This is a genomic window from Sorangiineae bacterium MSr12523, from assembly GCA_037157775.1.
GTDB lineage: Bacteria > Myxococcota_A > Polyangia > Polyangiales > Polyangiaceae > Pendulispora > Pendulispora brunnea.
The window spans coordinates 11728736-11745134 of record CP089982.1; the positions used below are offsets into that span (position 1 = coordinate 11728736).

General features: G+C 69.0%; 1 protein-coding gene (only partly in view). It reads right to left on the reverse strand.

Annotated elements, in window-relative coordinates; translation table 11 throughout:
• Window positions 1-16399 carry the 3' portion of a non-ribosomal peptide synthase/polyketide synthase gene (locus LZC95_46430; GenBank protein WXA93880.1) on the reverse strand. 5339 nt of this gene lie beyond the right edge of the window, so 16399 of the gene's 21738 nt are visible here — the last part of the coding sequence; the start codon falls outside the window, past its right edge — the gene reads right to left on this strand; its stop codon occupies window positions 1-3.

Sequence of the window (16399 nt, forward strand, 5' to 3'; positions counted from 1 at the left end):
TCATTTTCGAAGGAGCGCTCGGAGGCCGGCGACGAGCTGCGCGTCCTCGACGATGGACTCGTGGGTGGCGTCGAGATCGAAGGTGTGGGCGGTGCCCGCGGTGAGGGTCTGCCAGCTCGGACCATGCTCGACGGGGTCGTGGCCATGGATCGGGCGGGTGGCGCGCCAGACGTGGACATCGGACTGGAGGCGGGCGATGCGGTGGCGGGCGAGAAGGTCGTCGTGGTGGACGAGGACTTCGAGGGCGGTATCGAAGGAGGGGCCGGTGATGGCGGCGCGCTCGAGATCGCGGGCGAAGGTGGAGCGGTCGGTGCGGTGTGCGGGGAGGACGGCGCGCGTGTCGGCGATGGCGAGGAAGGCGACGGGGATGCTGGTGCGTTCCAACTCGGAGATCATGGCGGCGGCGATCCATCCGCCGAGCGACCAGCCGAGCAGGGCGTAGGGGCCCTCGGGTTGGACGAGACGCATACGGCGGACGTACTCGCGGGCGAGTTCCTCGATGGAGGCCGCACGCCACGCGGGATCCGTGTAGATGGGCGATTGGATGCCGTGCACGGTGGCCACGTCGGCGAGGGAGGCTGCGAGGGGGGCGTAGGCGCCGACGATTCCGTAGAGCGGGTGGACGCAAAAGAGGTGGCGCGGGGCCTGGCTCGTGTTGAGGGCGACGATGTTCGAGGGCGAGGACTGCGCCTCGATGTGACGGGCGAGGGCCTCAGCGGTGCGCGCGGCGAACATGGCCTCCATGGAGAAGTGCGGCACGGCGCGGCGTCGTGCCGCCGCGGCGAGACGGAGGACGGCAAGGGAGTCGCCACCGGCGGCGAAGAAGTCGTCGGTGACGCCGAGGTCGCGACGTTGGAGAACGTCTCGAAGTAGGTCGAGCAAGGTGGCTTCCAGGGCGGTGCGCGGGGGCACGGCTTCCGCGGGGGGTGCATCGTCCGGGCGCGGGAGGGCGCGGCGATCGAGTTTGCCGTTCGGGAGCAGCGGGAGTGCGTCGAGCGGCATGATGACCGAGGGGACCATGTACCGCGGGAGTTGCGCCTCCAGGGCAACGATGATGGCGGCGGGCGGGGCATCGCCGACGACGTAGCCGGCGAGGCGGGCGTCGGGGGTGCCGGGGACGAGGGCGGCGACGGCGTCGCGCACGCCGGGGATGCGGCGGAGGGCGGACTCGATGTCGCCGAGCTCGATGCGGTGGCCGCGCAGTTTGATCTGGTCGTCGCGGCGGCCGAGGAACTCGAAGACACCGTCCTCGAGCACGCGGCAGATGTCGCCGGTGCGGTAGACGCGCGCTCCGGGGACGAAGGGGTCGGGGACGAACACGGCGGCGGTGGCTCCGGCGCGTTCGAGGTAGCCACGCGCGAGGGTGTCGCCTCCGACGCAGAGTTCTCCGATTCCGTAGAGAGGGACCGGGCCGCCGTCGGCGTCGAGTACGTAGATGCGGCGGCTCGCGTGGGCTCGGCCGATGGGGACCACCGCGCGCATGGCGTCGGCGGTGGTGGTCTCGTGCACGGTGCACGTCACCGTGATTTCCGTCGGGCCGTAGCCGTTCGTCAGCCGCACGGAGCCGAGCGCGCTGGCCTGCCACCGTTGGAGCATGTCCGGGGTGACGGCTTCGCCGCCAATGAGCATTACGCGCAGCGCGGGGAGCGGTTCGCGCATGTGCGCGATGGCTTGCGCCCAGTACGCCGTCGACAGGTTCAACACCGTGACGCGCTCCGCTGCGAGCACATCGTGCAGCGTGGCCCAGTCGGGCACGGAGGGACCGCGCACGACGATGCGGGCGCCGGCGGCCAGTGACGGGAAGATTTGTTCGACCGAGGTGTCGAAGTTGATCGTCGCGAACTGGTATACCGTGTCGCGGGCGTCGATGGCGTACGTCGTCAGGAAATCCGCCGTGTGCAGGGCAAGCGCGCGGTGGGTGATGCCCACCGCCTTCGGCTCGCCGGTGGAGCCCGAGGTGAACATCACGTACGCGAGTTCGTCCGGGTGCACCTCGGTGAACATGGGCGCGTCGGAGATGCCATCGAGATCCAGCTCGGCGAGGATGCGGTGGACGGCGCCCGCTTGCACCATCGCGCGCAGCCGCTCCTCGGGGTAGCTCGGGTCGAGCGGCACGTAGGCACCGCCCGCTTTCCAGATCCCCAGGCACGCCGCCACCATCGTCACCGAGCGCTCGACCCGCACGCCAATGCGCTCGCCCTTCGCGCTTCCTAGCTTGCGCGCGATGCGGTTTGCCAGCGCATCGAGCTGCGCATACGTCAGCCGCTCGCCGTCGCAGGAGACAGCTTCCGCGTGCGGCTGCAGCTCTACGCGTTCGCCAATTTGTCGAGGAAGCAACGGGCCACCCCCCGCCAGCCGGCCGGAGGCCGGCGTACCGCCGCCGAGACGGCGGCGCTCCATACCGCGCTCCATATCGCCGTCGAGACGGCGACGCTCCATACCGCGCTCCATATCGCCGTCGAGACGGCGGCGCTCCATACCGCGCTCCATATCGCGCAACGTATCGCGCGCCACGCCGAGAGCACCGTCATCCATGGAGCGCCGGCTTCCAGCCGGCGGTCCGCCGGCCTCCGGCCGGCTGTGTACCCCGTGCGGCCGAATCTCATCGAGAATGCGCTCTCCCTCGCACGCGAGCTGCTCGAGAATGGCCGTGTAGCCATCCGCCATGGCCAGCACGCGGGAGCGTGATACCTTGCGCGGATCCCACGACCACTCGAGCTTGATCTCGGCGTCATTGGGAACGACCGTCAACGTCAATGGGTAGTGCGTGCGGTCCACGAGCTCGGAGTGCTCGATGACGACGCCCACGTCGCGGGCGAACAGCTCCTGATCGATCGGGTAATTCTCGAACACGATGATGCTATCGAACAGCGCATCCCCTGCCCGCCCAGCCCATTGCTGCAGCTCGTTCAAAGGCGTGTACTCGTACTGACGCAGTTCCGTCGCCTCACGCTGCAAACCTTGGAGCCACGCCGCCACAGGTAGATCGGGCGGCATGTGGATCACCACGGGGAGCGTGTTGATGAACGGCCCCAGGATCCGCTCCGAGCCATCCAACTCGGGCGGACGACCCGAAACGGTGGCCCCAAAGAGCGCCTGCCTGCGGTCGGCCATGCGCGCGAGAAGCAGCGCCCACGCACCCTGCACCAACGTGTTCAACGTGATCTGATGCCGCTGCGCACTGTCGCGTAGCCGCTGGCTCAAGGCCGCACCCAAGTGCCGCTCGAAGGGCTCGCCCGGCTCCAAACCGAGGACGCTCGAGCGCTGCGTCGCCAACGAGACGCACGCGGGATCGTCTACCCTGCGGAACTTCTTCTCCCAGAAGACGCGCGCGCTCGGACGGCTCTGCAGCCACGCGATGTAGTGCCGGTACGGCACGGGAACGGGCAGCATGAGCGGCTCGCCGAGGGAACGCGCACCGTACTCCGCGAGGATCTCGCCAAAGAGCTGCTGCGCGGCCCACCCATCCGACAGCGCGTGATGGCTCGTGCGAAACAGATCGTACGCGCCATCGGGCCGCCGGAAGACGGCAATGCGGAGCAGTGGCGCTTCGTCCATCGCGAAACCGCGCGCGAGATCGCCCTCCCGCCAACGCGCGAGGCGCGTGTCGTAGTCGGCCTCGCCGGACCAATCGTATTCGACGAACGGAAGCACCGCCTCGCGGTGAACCACCTGCAGCGCCTCGCCACCGTGACGCCACTCGAAGTGCGTCCGCAAGATGTCGTGCCGCGCCACCGCGGAAGACCAAGCCTCGCGCAACGCCACCAAGTCCAGCTTGCCCCGCAACGTCAGGCGCAGCTGGTTGATGTACGCGCCGCGTGAAGGCCGCAGAAGGCTCTCGAAGATGAGCCCCTGCTGCAACGGCGTGGCGGGATAGATGTCCTGGATCCGTGCGAGCGGCAGATTCATCGCCTCGAGCTCCGCCTGCGTGATGCGCGCAAGTGTGAAGTCCGAGGCCGTCGTCGCCGGCTCCGCGGAGGCGCAGTGCGCTGTGAGCGCACGCACGTTCGCGTCGAACGAGGCCACGAGCCGCTCGACGGTGGCGCCGTCGAGTAGACCCGGGCTGTAGCGCCAGCTCATGGAAAGCTCGCCGTTCACCAGCAGACCATTGAGCTCGAGCAGGTGCGCCAGCTCGCTGTCGGCCGTCATCGCCTCGCCGGCGGCTTCGCTCGCGAACCCGAATCGGCCCTCCGCCGGCAACGCCTCGTCGAAGCGCCCGAGGTAATTGAAGCTGACCCACGGGAGAGGCTGCGCCCGTGCGCGCGCCCGCACATCGTCGTTGCCAAGGTACGCGAGCAAGCCCCAGTCGATGCCCTTGTCAGGGATGCTGCGGAGGCTCTCCTTGATCGACGTCAAGGCACGCGCCTCGTCGGCCTCGCCCTCGAGCCAGATCGGAAAGCGCGTGGTGAACCAGCCGATGGTACGGCCGATGTCGGCATCATCGAGCACGTCCTCGCGGCCGTGCCCTTCGAGGTGCACGAGGGCACCGGGCCCCGACGTCCACTCGGCCAAGGTGCGCGCGAGCGCCGTGAGGAGCACTTCGTCGATGCGCATCCGATAGGCACGGGGTGCAGCTTGAACGAGCTGCTCGGTGGCTTCCCGACCGAGCTTCCAGTGCACCGCACGGCTTGCGCCCATGCGGCGATCGGCTTCGCCAATCGCGGGAACCGGCGCTTCCGCGGCGCGTGCGAGCATCCGCTCCCACCAGGCGAGCCGCTCGCCCGCATCATCACGGCGCGCATACTCGGCGAGGCGAACGGCCCACACGCTCCACGGCGTGCCCGAGGTCTCCACGGACGGCGCCTCACCGCGCTCCGCCTCCAGGTACGCCGGCTCGATTTCCTCGAGGAGGATGCGCCACGACACCGCGTCCACTGCCAAGTGGTGCACGGTGAGCAGCAGACGGGCCTCCTCGTTGGGCAGAAGGAAATACCCGACGCGCAGCAGCGGACCGCGCGCGAGATCGAGGCTGCGATGGATGCGATTGCACGCGCGCTCGAGTGCCGGCGCGGGGTCGGCTTCGTGCTGCAGATCGACCACCTCGAGCAGCGGATTCGTCTCTGCATCGGCCACGCGCTGGGTCCACGTGTCGCCCTGCCGCGTGAAGCGCAGACGCAACGCATCGTGCCGCGCCACGATGGCGGCAAGAGCACGCTCGAGCGCAGGCACGGCGAGACCGCCGGCCACGCGCAGCAGGATCGATTGGTTCCAATGCGCCGGTCCCCAGGGATGGCGCTCGAAGAAGCGCGCCTGAATCGGCGTGAGGGGAATCTCGCCACGCACGACCTGCTCGCGCCGGCGGCGCACGTGAATCGGCTTGGCCACACGGGCCGCCGATTCGATGGTGGGCTGCTCGAACACCTGCTTCGGCGTGAGCTTCCACCCCGCCTCGCGCGCCCGGGCGATGATCTGCAAGCTGAGGATCGAGTCGCCACCCAACTCGAAGAAGTTCTCCGTCACGCCAATCGATTCGCGCTTGAGGACCGCTTGCCAAATGCTCTGCAAGGTGGCCTCGATGTCGTTGCGCGGGGTGATGCGCTCCGAGTTCTCGAGCTCGGGCTCGGGCAGGCCGCGACGATTGACCTTGCCGTTCGGCAGCCGCGGCAGCTCGTCCAGCACGACGAAGGCCGACGGCACCATGTACGATGGCAGCTTTTGCTCGGCGGCCGCCCGCAAGGCTTCGACCGAGGCCGCCCCGGTGACATAGCCCACGAGACGACGGCTTTCGCCCTCGCCCTTCACTTCGGCCACGGCCTCCGTGACACCTTCGCACGTGCGCAGGGCGGCTTCGATTTCGCCGAGCTCGATGCGGTAGCCGCGCAACTTGATCTGGGCGTCGGCGCGTCCGAGGAACTCCAGCGTCCCGTCGGATCGCTCGCGGCAGATGTCGCCGCTGCGGTACAAGCGACCGCCAGCGCCGTGCGGATCGGGAACGAAGCGCTCGGCGGTGAGGCTCGGGCGCTCGAGGTAGCCGCGGGCGACGCTGGGGCCCCCGATGCATAGCTCGCCGATGCCACCGCGCGGCACGGGGTGTCCCTGCATGTCGAGCACGTAGGTGGTGCGGCCGGGGAAACCTTTGCCGATGGGGACGATGGCCTCGCCGCCGTCCTCCAATTGGGTGCGGTGACGATGCGACGCCACGGTGGTTTCCGTCGGGCCGTACAGGTTGTCGAGCTTCACATGGGCGAGGGGACCCGAGAACCATCGCTGGAGCGCATCGCCGGCCAACCCCTCGCCACCCACGGTCACCTGACGCAGGCGCGGCAGGGCCTCCGGCAGCCGGTGCACCCACTGCTGCCAGTACGCCGTCGAAACGCGGGCGAAGGTCACGCCTTGATCGCGCAACGTCGTCGTCAGTGTCTCGAGCGCCCATGGATCGTTGCCGCGCATCACCGAGCGACCACCGCGCGTGAGCACGGGCAAGAGCTCGTGCAGCGAGACGTCGAAGTTGATGGTCGAGGTGAACAGGACGCGATCGCTCGAACCGATGCCGTAGGTCGCGACGAAGTCGTCGACGTGGAGGCTGAGCGAGCGGTGGCTGATCCCCACGCCCTTCGGACGCCCCGTGGAGCCCGAGGTGTAGATCACGTACGCGAGCTGCTCGGGGTGCGGCGAGCACCATTCGCCGTCGACGGGCTCGTCGCCGACCTCGTCGACCCGCACCACCTCGGCATCCGGAAAACGCGTACACGTCGCTGCGTCGCACACCACCACGCGAACCCCGCTCAGCATCTCGCGCAGACGCTCCTCTGGGTACGTCGGATCCAGCGGCACGAAGGCTCCGCCGGATTTCCACACGCCAAGAAGGCCCGCCACCAGAGCGGCCGAGCGTTCGACGCAGAGGCCCACCAATCCGTCTCGCCCCACGCCTCGCTTCGTGAGCGCGTGGGCCATTTGGTTGGACCATGAGTCCAATTCGCCATACCGCGTGACGGTGCCCTCGCAGTGGATCGCCTCGTCCTCCGGGTTTGCGCGTGCGGTGCGCGCGATGCGCTGGAAGATGGGGTCGAAGACGTAGTTCGGGATCTCCTGCGCGCGGGCGCGGCCGAGAACCAGCTCGCCGAGCCGTTCGTCGTTGGACGATGCGAGCTGCTGCAAGATGGCGATGTAGCCCTGCGCGATGTCGTCCGCCCAGGCGCGCTCGAATTTCTCGCCGTCCCACTCCCACTCGAGTTCGACCTCCGACTCGGCCAGGACGGTCAAGGTGAACGGATAGTGCGTGCGGTCGGCGCGTTCCGAGCGCTCGATGCGCAGCCCGACGTCGACGGAGCGGGCCTCCTTGTCGATGGGGAAGTTCTCGAAGGTGAAGAGCGTGTCGAAGAAGTCTTCCCCTCCGAGACCGGCCCAGCGCTGCACGTGCGAGAGGGGCGTGTGCTCCTGGTTGCGCAGCTCGTTCGCGTGGCGTTGCAGCTCGGTGAGCCACGCGCCGATGCGCTGGTTCGGCGGGAGATCGACCCACGTGGGCAGCGTGTTGATGAAGAGGCCCACCATCTCCATGGATCCGGGCAACTCCGGCGGACGGCCCGAGACGGTGGTTCCAAAGATGGCCTGCGTGGCATTGCCATAGCGACCCAAGACGATGGCCCACGCGCCTTGCATGACGGTGTTCAAGGTGACGGCATGGCGCCGCGCGAGCTCTTTCAGAGCGCGCACGAGTGCCGGGTCGAGGCCTTCGAAACGATGGTGCGTGCCCGGTTCGAGGGTGCGTGCGCGCCCGAAGGAGGGCCGAAGGCGCGCCGGGTTGGCGAGCCTCTGCAGGGCACCGCGCCAGAAGGGCTCTGGGCTAGGCCGGGCGGCGAGCCAGGCGACGTAGTCGCGGTACGGCACCACGGGCGCGAAGGCCGCGGGCGCGCCGGTGAGGTGGGCGCGGTAGGCGGCGATGACGTCGCCGAACATGCGCGCGCTGCTCCAGCCATCGGACAGGGCGTGGTGCATGGTCCACACCACGTCGTGTTTGCCGTCGGGCCTCGTGAAGACGGCCACGCGCATCAGGGGCGGGCGTTCGACGTCGAAGCCGCGCGCAACATCGTCGCGGCAGAAGGCCGCGAAGCGCTCGGCGTAATCGCGGGCCGCGGACCAATCGTGCTCCGCGAACGGGATGTCGACCTGGCGGTGCACGATCTGGAGTGCCTCGCCGCCGTGCCGCCACTCGAAGCAGGTGCGAAGGATGTCGTAGCGTCCGACCAGCGTCTCCCATGCCGCGCGCAGCGCAGCGACGTCGAGGGCGCCCGCCATGGTGAGGCGCAGTTGGTAGACGTAGAGGCCGTCCTCGCTTCGCGCCATGCTGTGGAAGAGGAGGCCCTGCTGGAGCGGCGTCGCCGGGTAGATGTCCTGCACGTCGCCGAGCGGCAGCTCGAGTCGCTCGAGCGTGTGCTGGGCGAGGCGGGCAAGCGGGAAATCGGCGGCGGTGGCGCTGCGTGGGGCGCTGGCGCAGTGCTCGATGAGGCTGCGCAAGGTGGTGCCGAAGGTCCCAACGAGGCGCTCGGCGGTGGCGGCATCGAGCACGTCCGGACTGAAACGGAAGGTGACCGAGAGCGTGCCCTCCGCCACGAGCGCGTTCACGTCGAGGGCGTACACCATGGCGGTGCGCGGGTCGACGTTGCGGCCGGCCGACTCGGAGGCAAAGCCGAAGGGACCCGCGGCGTCCAGCGCTTGGTCGAACTGGCCGAGGTAATTGAAGCTGACCTGCGCGCGCGGGAGAGTGGCGGCGGCCTCGCGAATGGCCGGATCGAAGGCGTGGCGAAGGAGGCCCCAATGCAAGCCTTTGTGGGGGATGGAACGGAGGCGCTCTTTGACGTTCGTGAGCGCGCGCGCCGCTTCGTCGGGGGTCTCGAGCCACACGGGAAAGCGCGTGGTGAACCAGCCGACGGTGCGACCGATGTCGACGTCGGCCATGACGTCTTCGCGGCCGTGCCCCTCGAGATCGACGAGCGCACCGGCGCTGCTTGTCCATTGTCCGAGGGCACGGGCCAAGGCGGTGAGGAGCACCTCGTCGATGCGCATGCGGTACGCGCGAGGGGCCGCTTCGAGAAGACGGCGCGTGGTATCGGGGTCGAGCTCGCAGGTGAGGGTGCGCGCCGCCGCGAGACTACGGTCACCCTGATGAGCGATGGGGAGGTCCGCATGGGCGGAGGCGAGTGCCTCCGTCCACCATGCGAGCTCCGAGCGGACGTCCTCGCGGGTGGCGTAGTCGTGCAAGCGAACGGCCCACGCGCTCCACGGGGTGCCCGTTCGCGGCAGTGACGGCTCGTCGCCGTGGGCGATCGCGGCGTAGGTGAGCTCGAGCTCCTCGAGCAGGATGCGCCAGGAAACGCCGTCGACGGCAAGGTGGTGCACGGCGAGGAGCAGGCGGTGCTCGTCGTTCGGCAGCCGGAAGTAGCCGGCGCGCAGGAGCGGCCCGCGTTCGAGATCGAGGCTACCTTGCAGGCGATGCCCCTCGTCGTCGAGGCGGGCGAGGGCATCCGTCGCGTTGCGCAGATCGACGACGTCGATGTGGAACGGCGTCTCGCTGTCCGCGATGTGCTGGCTCCAGGTGTCGCCGGTTCGCGTGAAGCGAAGGCGCAAGGCATCGTGGCGCGCGATCGTGCGCGCGAGGGCGCGCTCGAGGGCCTCGAGGGAGAGCTCACGGCCCACCCGGAGGAGTACCGACTGGTTCGAGTGCGCGAGGCCCTGCGGGTGCCGCTCGAAGAATCGCGCTTGAATCGGGGTGAGCGGGATCGGGCCGCGCACGGGTTGCTGCTGCGGCTCGATGTCGGTATTCGGCTGGATGGCCTGGGCGACCCGCGCCGAGGATGCGATGGTGGGCTGCTCGAAGACCTGACGGGGGGTGAGCTTCCAACCCGACTCGCGGGCGCGGGCGATGATCTGGAGGCTCAGGATCGAGTCGCCGCCCAGCTCGAAGAAGTTCTCGGTGACGCCGATGGATTCGCGCTTCAGGACGGCCTGCCAGATTGTCTGCAAGGTCGCCTCGAGCTCCGTGCGCGGGGCCACATGCTCGGCCGTTTCCAGCTCGGGCTCGGGCAGCGCGCGGCGATTCACCTTGCCGTTCGGCAACAGGGGCAGGGCCTCCAAGACGACGTACGCCGACGGGACCATGTACGACGGCAGCTTCTGCTCCGCCGCGGCGCGCAGTGCTTCCACGCTTGCCGCGCCCGTCGCATACCCCACCAGACGCCGCGACTCCCCTTCTCCTTTCACCTCCGCCACCGCGTCCGTCACGCCCGCGCACCCGCGCAGCGCCGACTCGATTTCTCCTAGTTCGATCCGGTACCCACGCAATTTGATCTGCGCGTCCGCTCGACCCAGAAACTCGATGACTCCGTCCGCACGCTCTCGGCACACGTCCCCGCTTCGGTACAACCGGCCACCCACCGCCTGCGGATCCGGAACGAACCGCTCCGCCGTCAGCCCCGGCCGCTCCAGGTACCCTCGCGCCACGCTCGCTCCGCCGATGCACAGCTCCCCTACTCCGCCAGCCGGCACCGCATTTCCCCATCGGTCCATCACGTACGACGTTCGCCCGGGGAAAGCCTGCCCGATCGGCACGATCGTCTCGCCCCCATCCTCCCTCTGGGTCCGGTAACGGTGCGATGCCACCGTCGTTTCCGTCGGGCCATACAGGTTGTCCAGCTTCACCGCCGACAGCGGACCCGCAAACCACCTCTGAAGCGCGCCGCCGGCCAGCCCCTCGCCGCCCACCGTCACCTGCCGCAGCTTCGGCAGCGCCTCCGGAAGCCGATGCACCCACTGCTGCCAATACGCCGTCGACACTCGCGCGAACGTCACTTCTTGCTCACGCAACGTCGTCGTCAGCTGCTCCAGCTCCCACGCGTCCTTCCCTCGCATCACGGAGCGCCCGCCGCGCGTCAACACAGGCAATAACTCGTGCAGCGACACGTCGAAGTTGATCGTCGACGAGAACAACACCCGATCTTCCGATCCAATCCCGTACGTCCCCACGAAGTCGTCCACGTGCAGGCTCAGCGACCGGTGGCTCACACCCACGCCCTTCGGCCTCCCCGTCGAACCCGACGTGTAGATCACGTACGCCAGCTGCTCCGGGTGCGGCCTCGGCCACTCCCCATCTGCGGCCTCCCTTTCCACCTCGTCGATGCGCACCACCTCCGCATCGGCAAAACGCCCCGCCGTCGACGCGTCGCACACCACCACGCGAACCCCGCTCAGCATCTCCCGCAGGCGCTCCTCCGGGTACGTCGGATCCAGCGGCACGAACGCTCCGCCCGATTTCCACACCCCCAAAAGCCCCGCCACCAATCCCGCCGAGCGCTCCACGCACAATCCCACGAGCTCGTCGCGTTTTACACCGCGCTTCGCCAGCGCATGCCCCACCCGATTCGACCACGTCTCCAATGCGCCGTAGCGCGTGACCACGCCCTCGCAGAAGATCGCCTCGGCCTCGGGGTTCGCGCGGGCGGTGCGAGCGATGCGCTTTTGAATCGCGTCGAACCTGTAGACGGGCAGCGGCTGCACCCGCGCCTCTCCCAGCACCAACTCGCCCACGCGCGTGGCATGCACCGCCCCCGCGAACTGCTCGAGCGCCTGGCCGTAGGCAGCGGCAAGCGATTCGGCGAGGGAGCGCTCGATGCGGGCGCCGTCCCATTCCCACTCGACGCGCAACGTCGGATCGGCCTGGAGGGTGAGGGTCAGCGGGTAGTGCGTGCGGTCCGTCTTCTCCATGGCCGTCACGTCCAGCGATCCGTCGTCCTGGCGGAGGGCTTCGTGGATCGGGTAGTTCTCGTACACGAGCAGCGTGTCGAACAACGCTTCGCCCGCGCGTTTCGCCCACTGTTGCACGTCGCGCAATGCGGTGTGCTCGTATTGGCGAAGCTCCGTGTTGTGCGCTTGAAGGCGTTGGAGCCATGCGATCACGGGCTCTTCGGCGCGAAGGTCGACCCACACGGGTAGGCTGTTGATGAACAGGCCCACCATCTGCTCCACACCTGGCAAATCCGCGGGGCGGCCGGACACCGTGGCGCCGAAGACGATGCGATCGCGGTTGCCGAAGCGGCTCAACACGAGCGCCCATGCCGCCTGCGCGAGCGTGCTCAGGGTGATGCGCCAACGCCGCGCGCACTCCTTGAGGCGCGCGTCCAGTTCGGCGTCGAAGCGGTACGCGAGTTTGTGCGATCCCGGGATGGCCGGCGAGGGCCGGCGTACGCTCGTGAGAAGTCCCGCAGCGGCGTCCGCGTCCGCGATGCGCGTGCGCCACCAAGCTTCGGCACTCGGTTGCCTGCGCAACCATGCCACGTAGTGACGAAACGGCGGGACGCGGGAGGTGAACGCAGCCTCGGGGGAGCGGTAGGCTTCCAGCACCTCGCCCAGCACGCGGGACATACTCCAGCCATCGAGAAGCGCGTGGTGGATGGTCCAGATCAAATCGTGCGCGCCATCGGGCCGTCGCACCAGCCGTGCGCGCATGAGCGGCGCGCGATCGAGCGCGATGACGTCGGTGCCCGCGTCCCCGAGCTGCATGTCGAAGTCGAGGTTCGCGGCGCGCTCCACGACCTGCAACGGCTCGCCGCCGTGGCGCCACTCGAAGCGGGTGCGCAGTACGTCGTAGCGATCGACGACGCGGCGGAAGGCTGCACGAAGGGCCTCCACGTCGAGCGCGCCGCCGAGGGTGAAACGGAATTGATCGACATACAGGCCCTCGCCGCCGGCGTGCAGCGTATGGAAGACGAGTCCCTGCTGCGCCGGCGTCGCCGGGTACACATCCTCTGCCGCCGAAAGACCGAGCGCGTCGATCTGGGCGTCCGTGAGACCGGCCAGCGGGAAGTCGGCCGCGGTGGCCCGAGGCTCGGTGGTGGCGCAGTGCTCGACGAAGCGGCGCAAATGGGCCTCGAGCTGCTGCGACCAGGTGCGCACGGTTTCCTCGCCCAATGCCGCTGCGTAACGCAGTCTCACGGAGAGGGCGCCGCCCTCGATCAAAGCGCTGACGTCGAGGGCGTGCGTTTCTCGGAGCGACGGTGCCGCGGCCTGTCCCGACGACTCACGCGCGAGGGTGAACGCGCCCTCGGGGCCTGCCTCGAAGCGGCCGAGATAATTGAAGAGCACCTGCGCCCGCGGAAGGGCCCGCACGGCGGCGCGCTCGGCTTCGCCCGCCATGTGCGCGAGAAGCCCGAAGTGAAGGCCCTTGTTCGGTACCGACCGAACGCGGTTCTTCGCGGACACGAGCGCGGCATGGTCGTCCTCGAGGAACTCGATCCACAAAGGGAATGCCGTGGTGAACCAGCCCACGGTGCGGCTCACCTCCAGGTCGGTGCCCAGATCTTCGCGGCCGTGGCCCTCGACGTCGACGAGCAGCCCACCGCCCGGTGTAGCGAGCGTGCGCGCCAGGGCTGCAAGCAGAAGCTCGTCGATGCGCAAACGGTATGCACGCGGCGCTGCCGCCACGAGCGCACGGGTCGCCTCCGCATCGAGGGTGAACGCGATCTCTTGCCCTTCACCGCGCGCGAGGTCGACGTCCAGCGCAGGCATCGTCGTCGCGGGGGCCAGGGCTTCGATCCAATGCGCGAGCTCCGCGCGCACGTCGTCCCGCGCCGCGTGTGCGGCCAACGCGGTCACCCACGCCGTCCACGGAGCGCTCGGCGTGGGAAGCTGCGCGAGATCACCGCGCAGGGCGGCTCCGTAGGCCTTCTCGAGTTCCTCGAGGAGTACGCGCCACGAGACGCCGTCCACCGCCAAGTGATGGATCGCGAGGAGCAGACGCCCCTCGCCGTCGGCGATGGAGAAATGAGCGGCGCGCAGCAGCGGCCCTCGTTCGATGTCGAGGCCCCGGTGGACGCGCTCCCCTTCCTCGTCGAGGCGCGCTTGCCAGGGGGTTCCGCGCAGATCGACGGAGGTGACCCTCGGCGGCGTGTGCATCGCTTCGACGCGCAGCACGCGCTGCGTCCATGTGCCATCGGTCCGGCGATGGAAGCGAAGGCGCAAGGCGGCGTGGCGCGCGATCAAGGTGCCGAGCGCCGCCTCGAGCGCGCGCAGCGAGACCTCACCCGAGGTCCGCAAGAGGACCGATTGGTTGTAGTGCGACGGCGCCTCCGACGCCCGCTGGAAGAGCGCAGCCTGGATCGGCGTGAGCGGAAGCTCGCCGTACGTCTCGGCCGTGCCGAACGAGGCGGCAAAGGTGGCCACGCGCGCGAGCTCTGCCACCGTGGGCTGCTCGAAGATCTGCTTCGGCGTCACACGAATGGCGAGCGCGCGGGCGCGTGCGACGATCTGCAGGCTCATGATCGAGTCACCGCCCGCATCGAAAAAGTTGTCGCCCGTGCCCAGATCGGCGCGCGCGAGGACGGCTTCCCAGATGGCCAAAAGCTGCCGTTCGAGCTCCGTTTCCGGCGCAACCCGTGCCGTTGCCGAACGAAGCGCGGGCTCCGGCAGCGCCGCGCGGTCGACCTTGCCGCTGCCGCCGATGGGAAGCGCCGGCAGCACGACGATGGCCGAAGGCACCATGTACGGGGCAAGCTTGCTCTCGAGCTCCGCGCGCAGCCGCACCTCGTCGACGTGGCCTGCGACATAGCCGATCAGGCGACGCGCCTCGCCCATGCCGCGGAGGAGGACCGCGGCCTCGCGCACCCCCTCGCAACCGAGAAGGGCCGATTCGATTTCGCCGAGCTCGATGCGGTAGCCGCGCAGCTTGATTTGGTGATCGCGACGGCCGAGAAACTCGATGACGCCGTTCTCGAGAAGGCGGCACACGTCGCCGGTGCGGTAGACGCGCTCGCCGGGGACGCGCGGATCGGGCACGAAGCGCTCGGCGGTGGCCCCAGGGCGCTCCAAGTAGCCGCGCGCGGTCGGATCGCCGCCGACGCAAAGCTCGCCCATGCCGTAGATGGGCACTTCGTTGCCGTCGCCGTCGAGCACGTACACACGCCGGCTCGCGTGGGCGCGGCCAATGGGCACGGTGGCCCGCTCGCCATCGGCCTCCGTCGTTTCGTGCATGGTGCACGTGACGGTGAGTTCGGTGGGGCCGTAGGCGTTGATCAAGCGCACGGCACCGAGGGGGCTCTCCTTCCAGCGGCGCACCGCGCTGGGGAGGACTTCTTCGCCCGCGACGATGAGCAGGCGCAACGCGGGGAGCGGCTCCTCGAGGACGTGCACGATGGATTGCGCCCAGTACGCCGTGGGGAGGTAAAGGGCGGTAACGCGCTCCGTAGCGAGAACGTCGTGCAGGGCATCCCAGTCGGGAACGCCGGGACCGCGCATGACCAGGCGCGCGCCGGCGGCCAACGTCGGGAAGATCTGCTCGACGGAGGTGTCGAAGTTGATGGTCGCAAACTGGTAGACGCAGTCGGACGCGGTGATGCCGTACATCGCGAGGTAATCGGCGGTATGCACGGCCAGGGCGCGGTGGCTGATGCCCACGGGCTTGGGCTCGCCGGTCGAACCCGAGGTGAAGATGACGTAGGCGAGCTCCTCGAGGTGCACCTCCGGGAACGGGAGCGCGTCCACCACGTCGCCCGTGCATTCGACGTCCACGACCATGGTGCCCTCGAGCGCGCGCGACGCACGGGATGCACTCGCGGGGTCGGCCACGACGCGCTGGATGCCGCCCGCCTCGACCATCGCGCGCAGCCGCTCCGCTGGAAAGGTGGGATCCAGGGGCACGTACGCTGCGCCCACCTTCCAGATCGCCAGGCATGTCGCAACGACGGCCACGGATCGATCGACGCACACGCCGATGCGCTCCCCGCGCCGTGCCCCGGTCTCGAGAAGCGCGCGCCCGATGCGGCTCGCCAGCGCATCCAGCTGGCCGTAGGTGAGTCGCTCCCCGTCGCACGAGACAGCCTCACTAGGAGCCATCTCACGCACACGCTCCGCAATTCGTTGCGTCATGGAGCGCCGGCGTCCAGCCGGCGGACCGCCGGCCTCCCGCCGGCTGGACGCCGCCGAGCGAAACGCCACCACCCCCACCGCACGATCCCCGTCGGCGGCGAGCTCCGAGAGCACCTCGACGTAATGCTCCGCCAAGGCCATCGCCCGCGAGCGAGCGATCTTCTCGCCATCCCACGCGAACTCGAGATGAACCGCATCTTCCTTGGGCACGATGAGAAGCGTCAGCGGATAGTGTGTCCGATCGCTGGCCTCGAAGTGCACCGTGGCCACGGTATCGGTGCGGCGGAGCACCTCATCGACGGGGTAATTCTCGTACACGAGAAGGCTATCGAAGAGCGCCGCGCTCGAACGGCCGACCCACTGTTGAATCTTCGCCAGGGGCGTGTGCTCGTACTGCCGCGACTCGCTTCCGCGCCGCTGCAGAGCCCCAAGCCACGCCGACACCGACTGTGCCGGCTCCAGATCCGCGACGAACGGAAGGCTGTTGATGAACGGCCCGAGCATGTTCGCAGCCTCGGGCAACTCCGCAGGTCGTCCTGCAACGGTG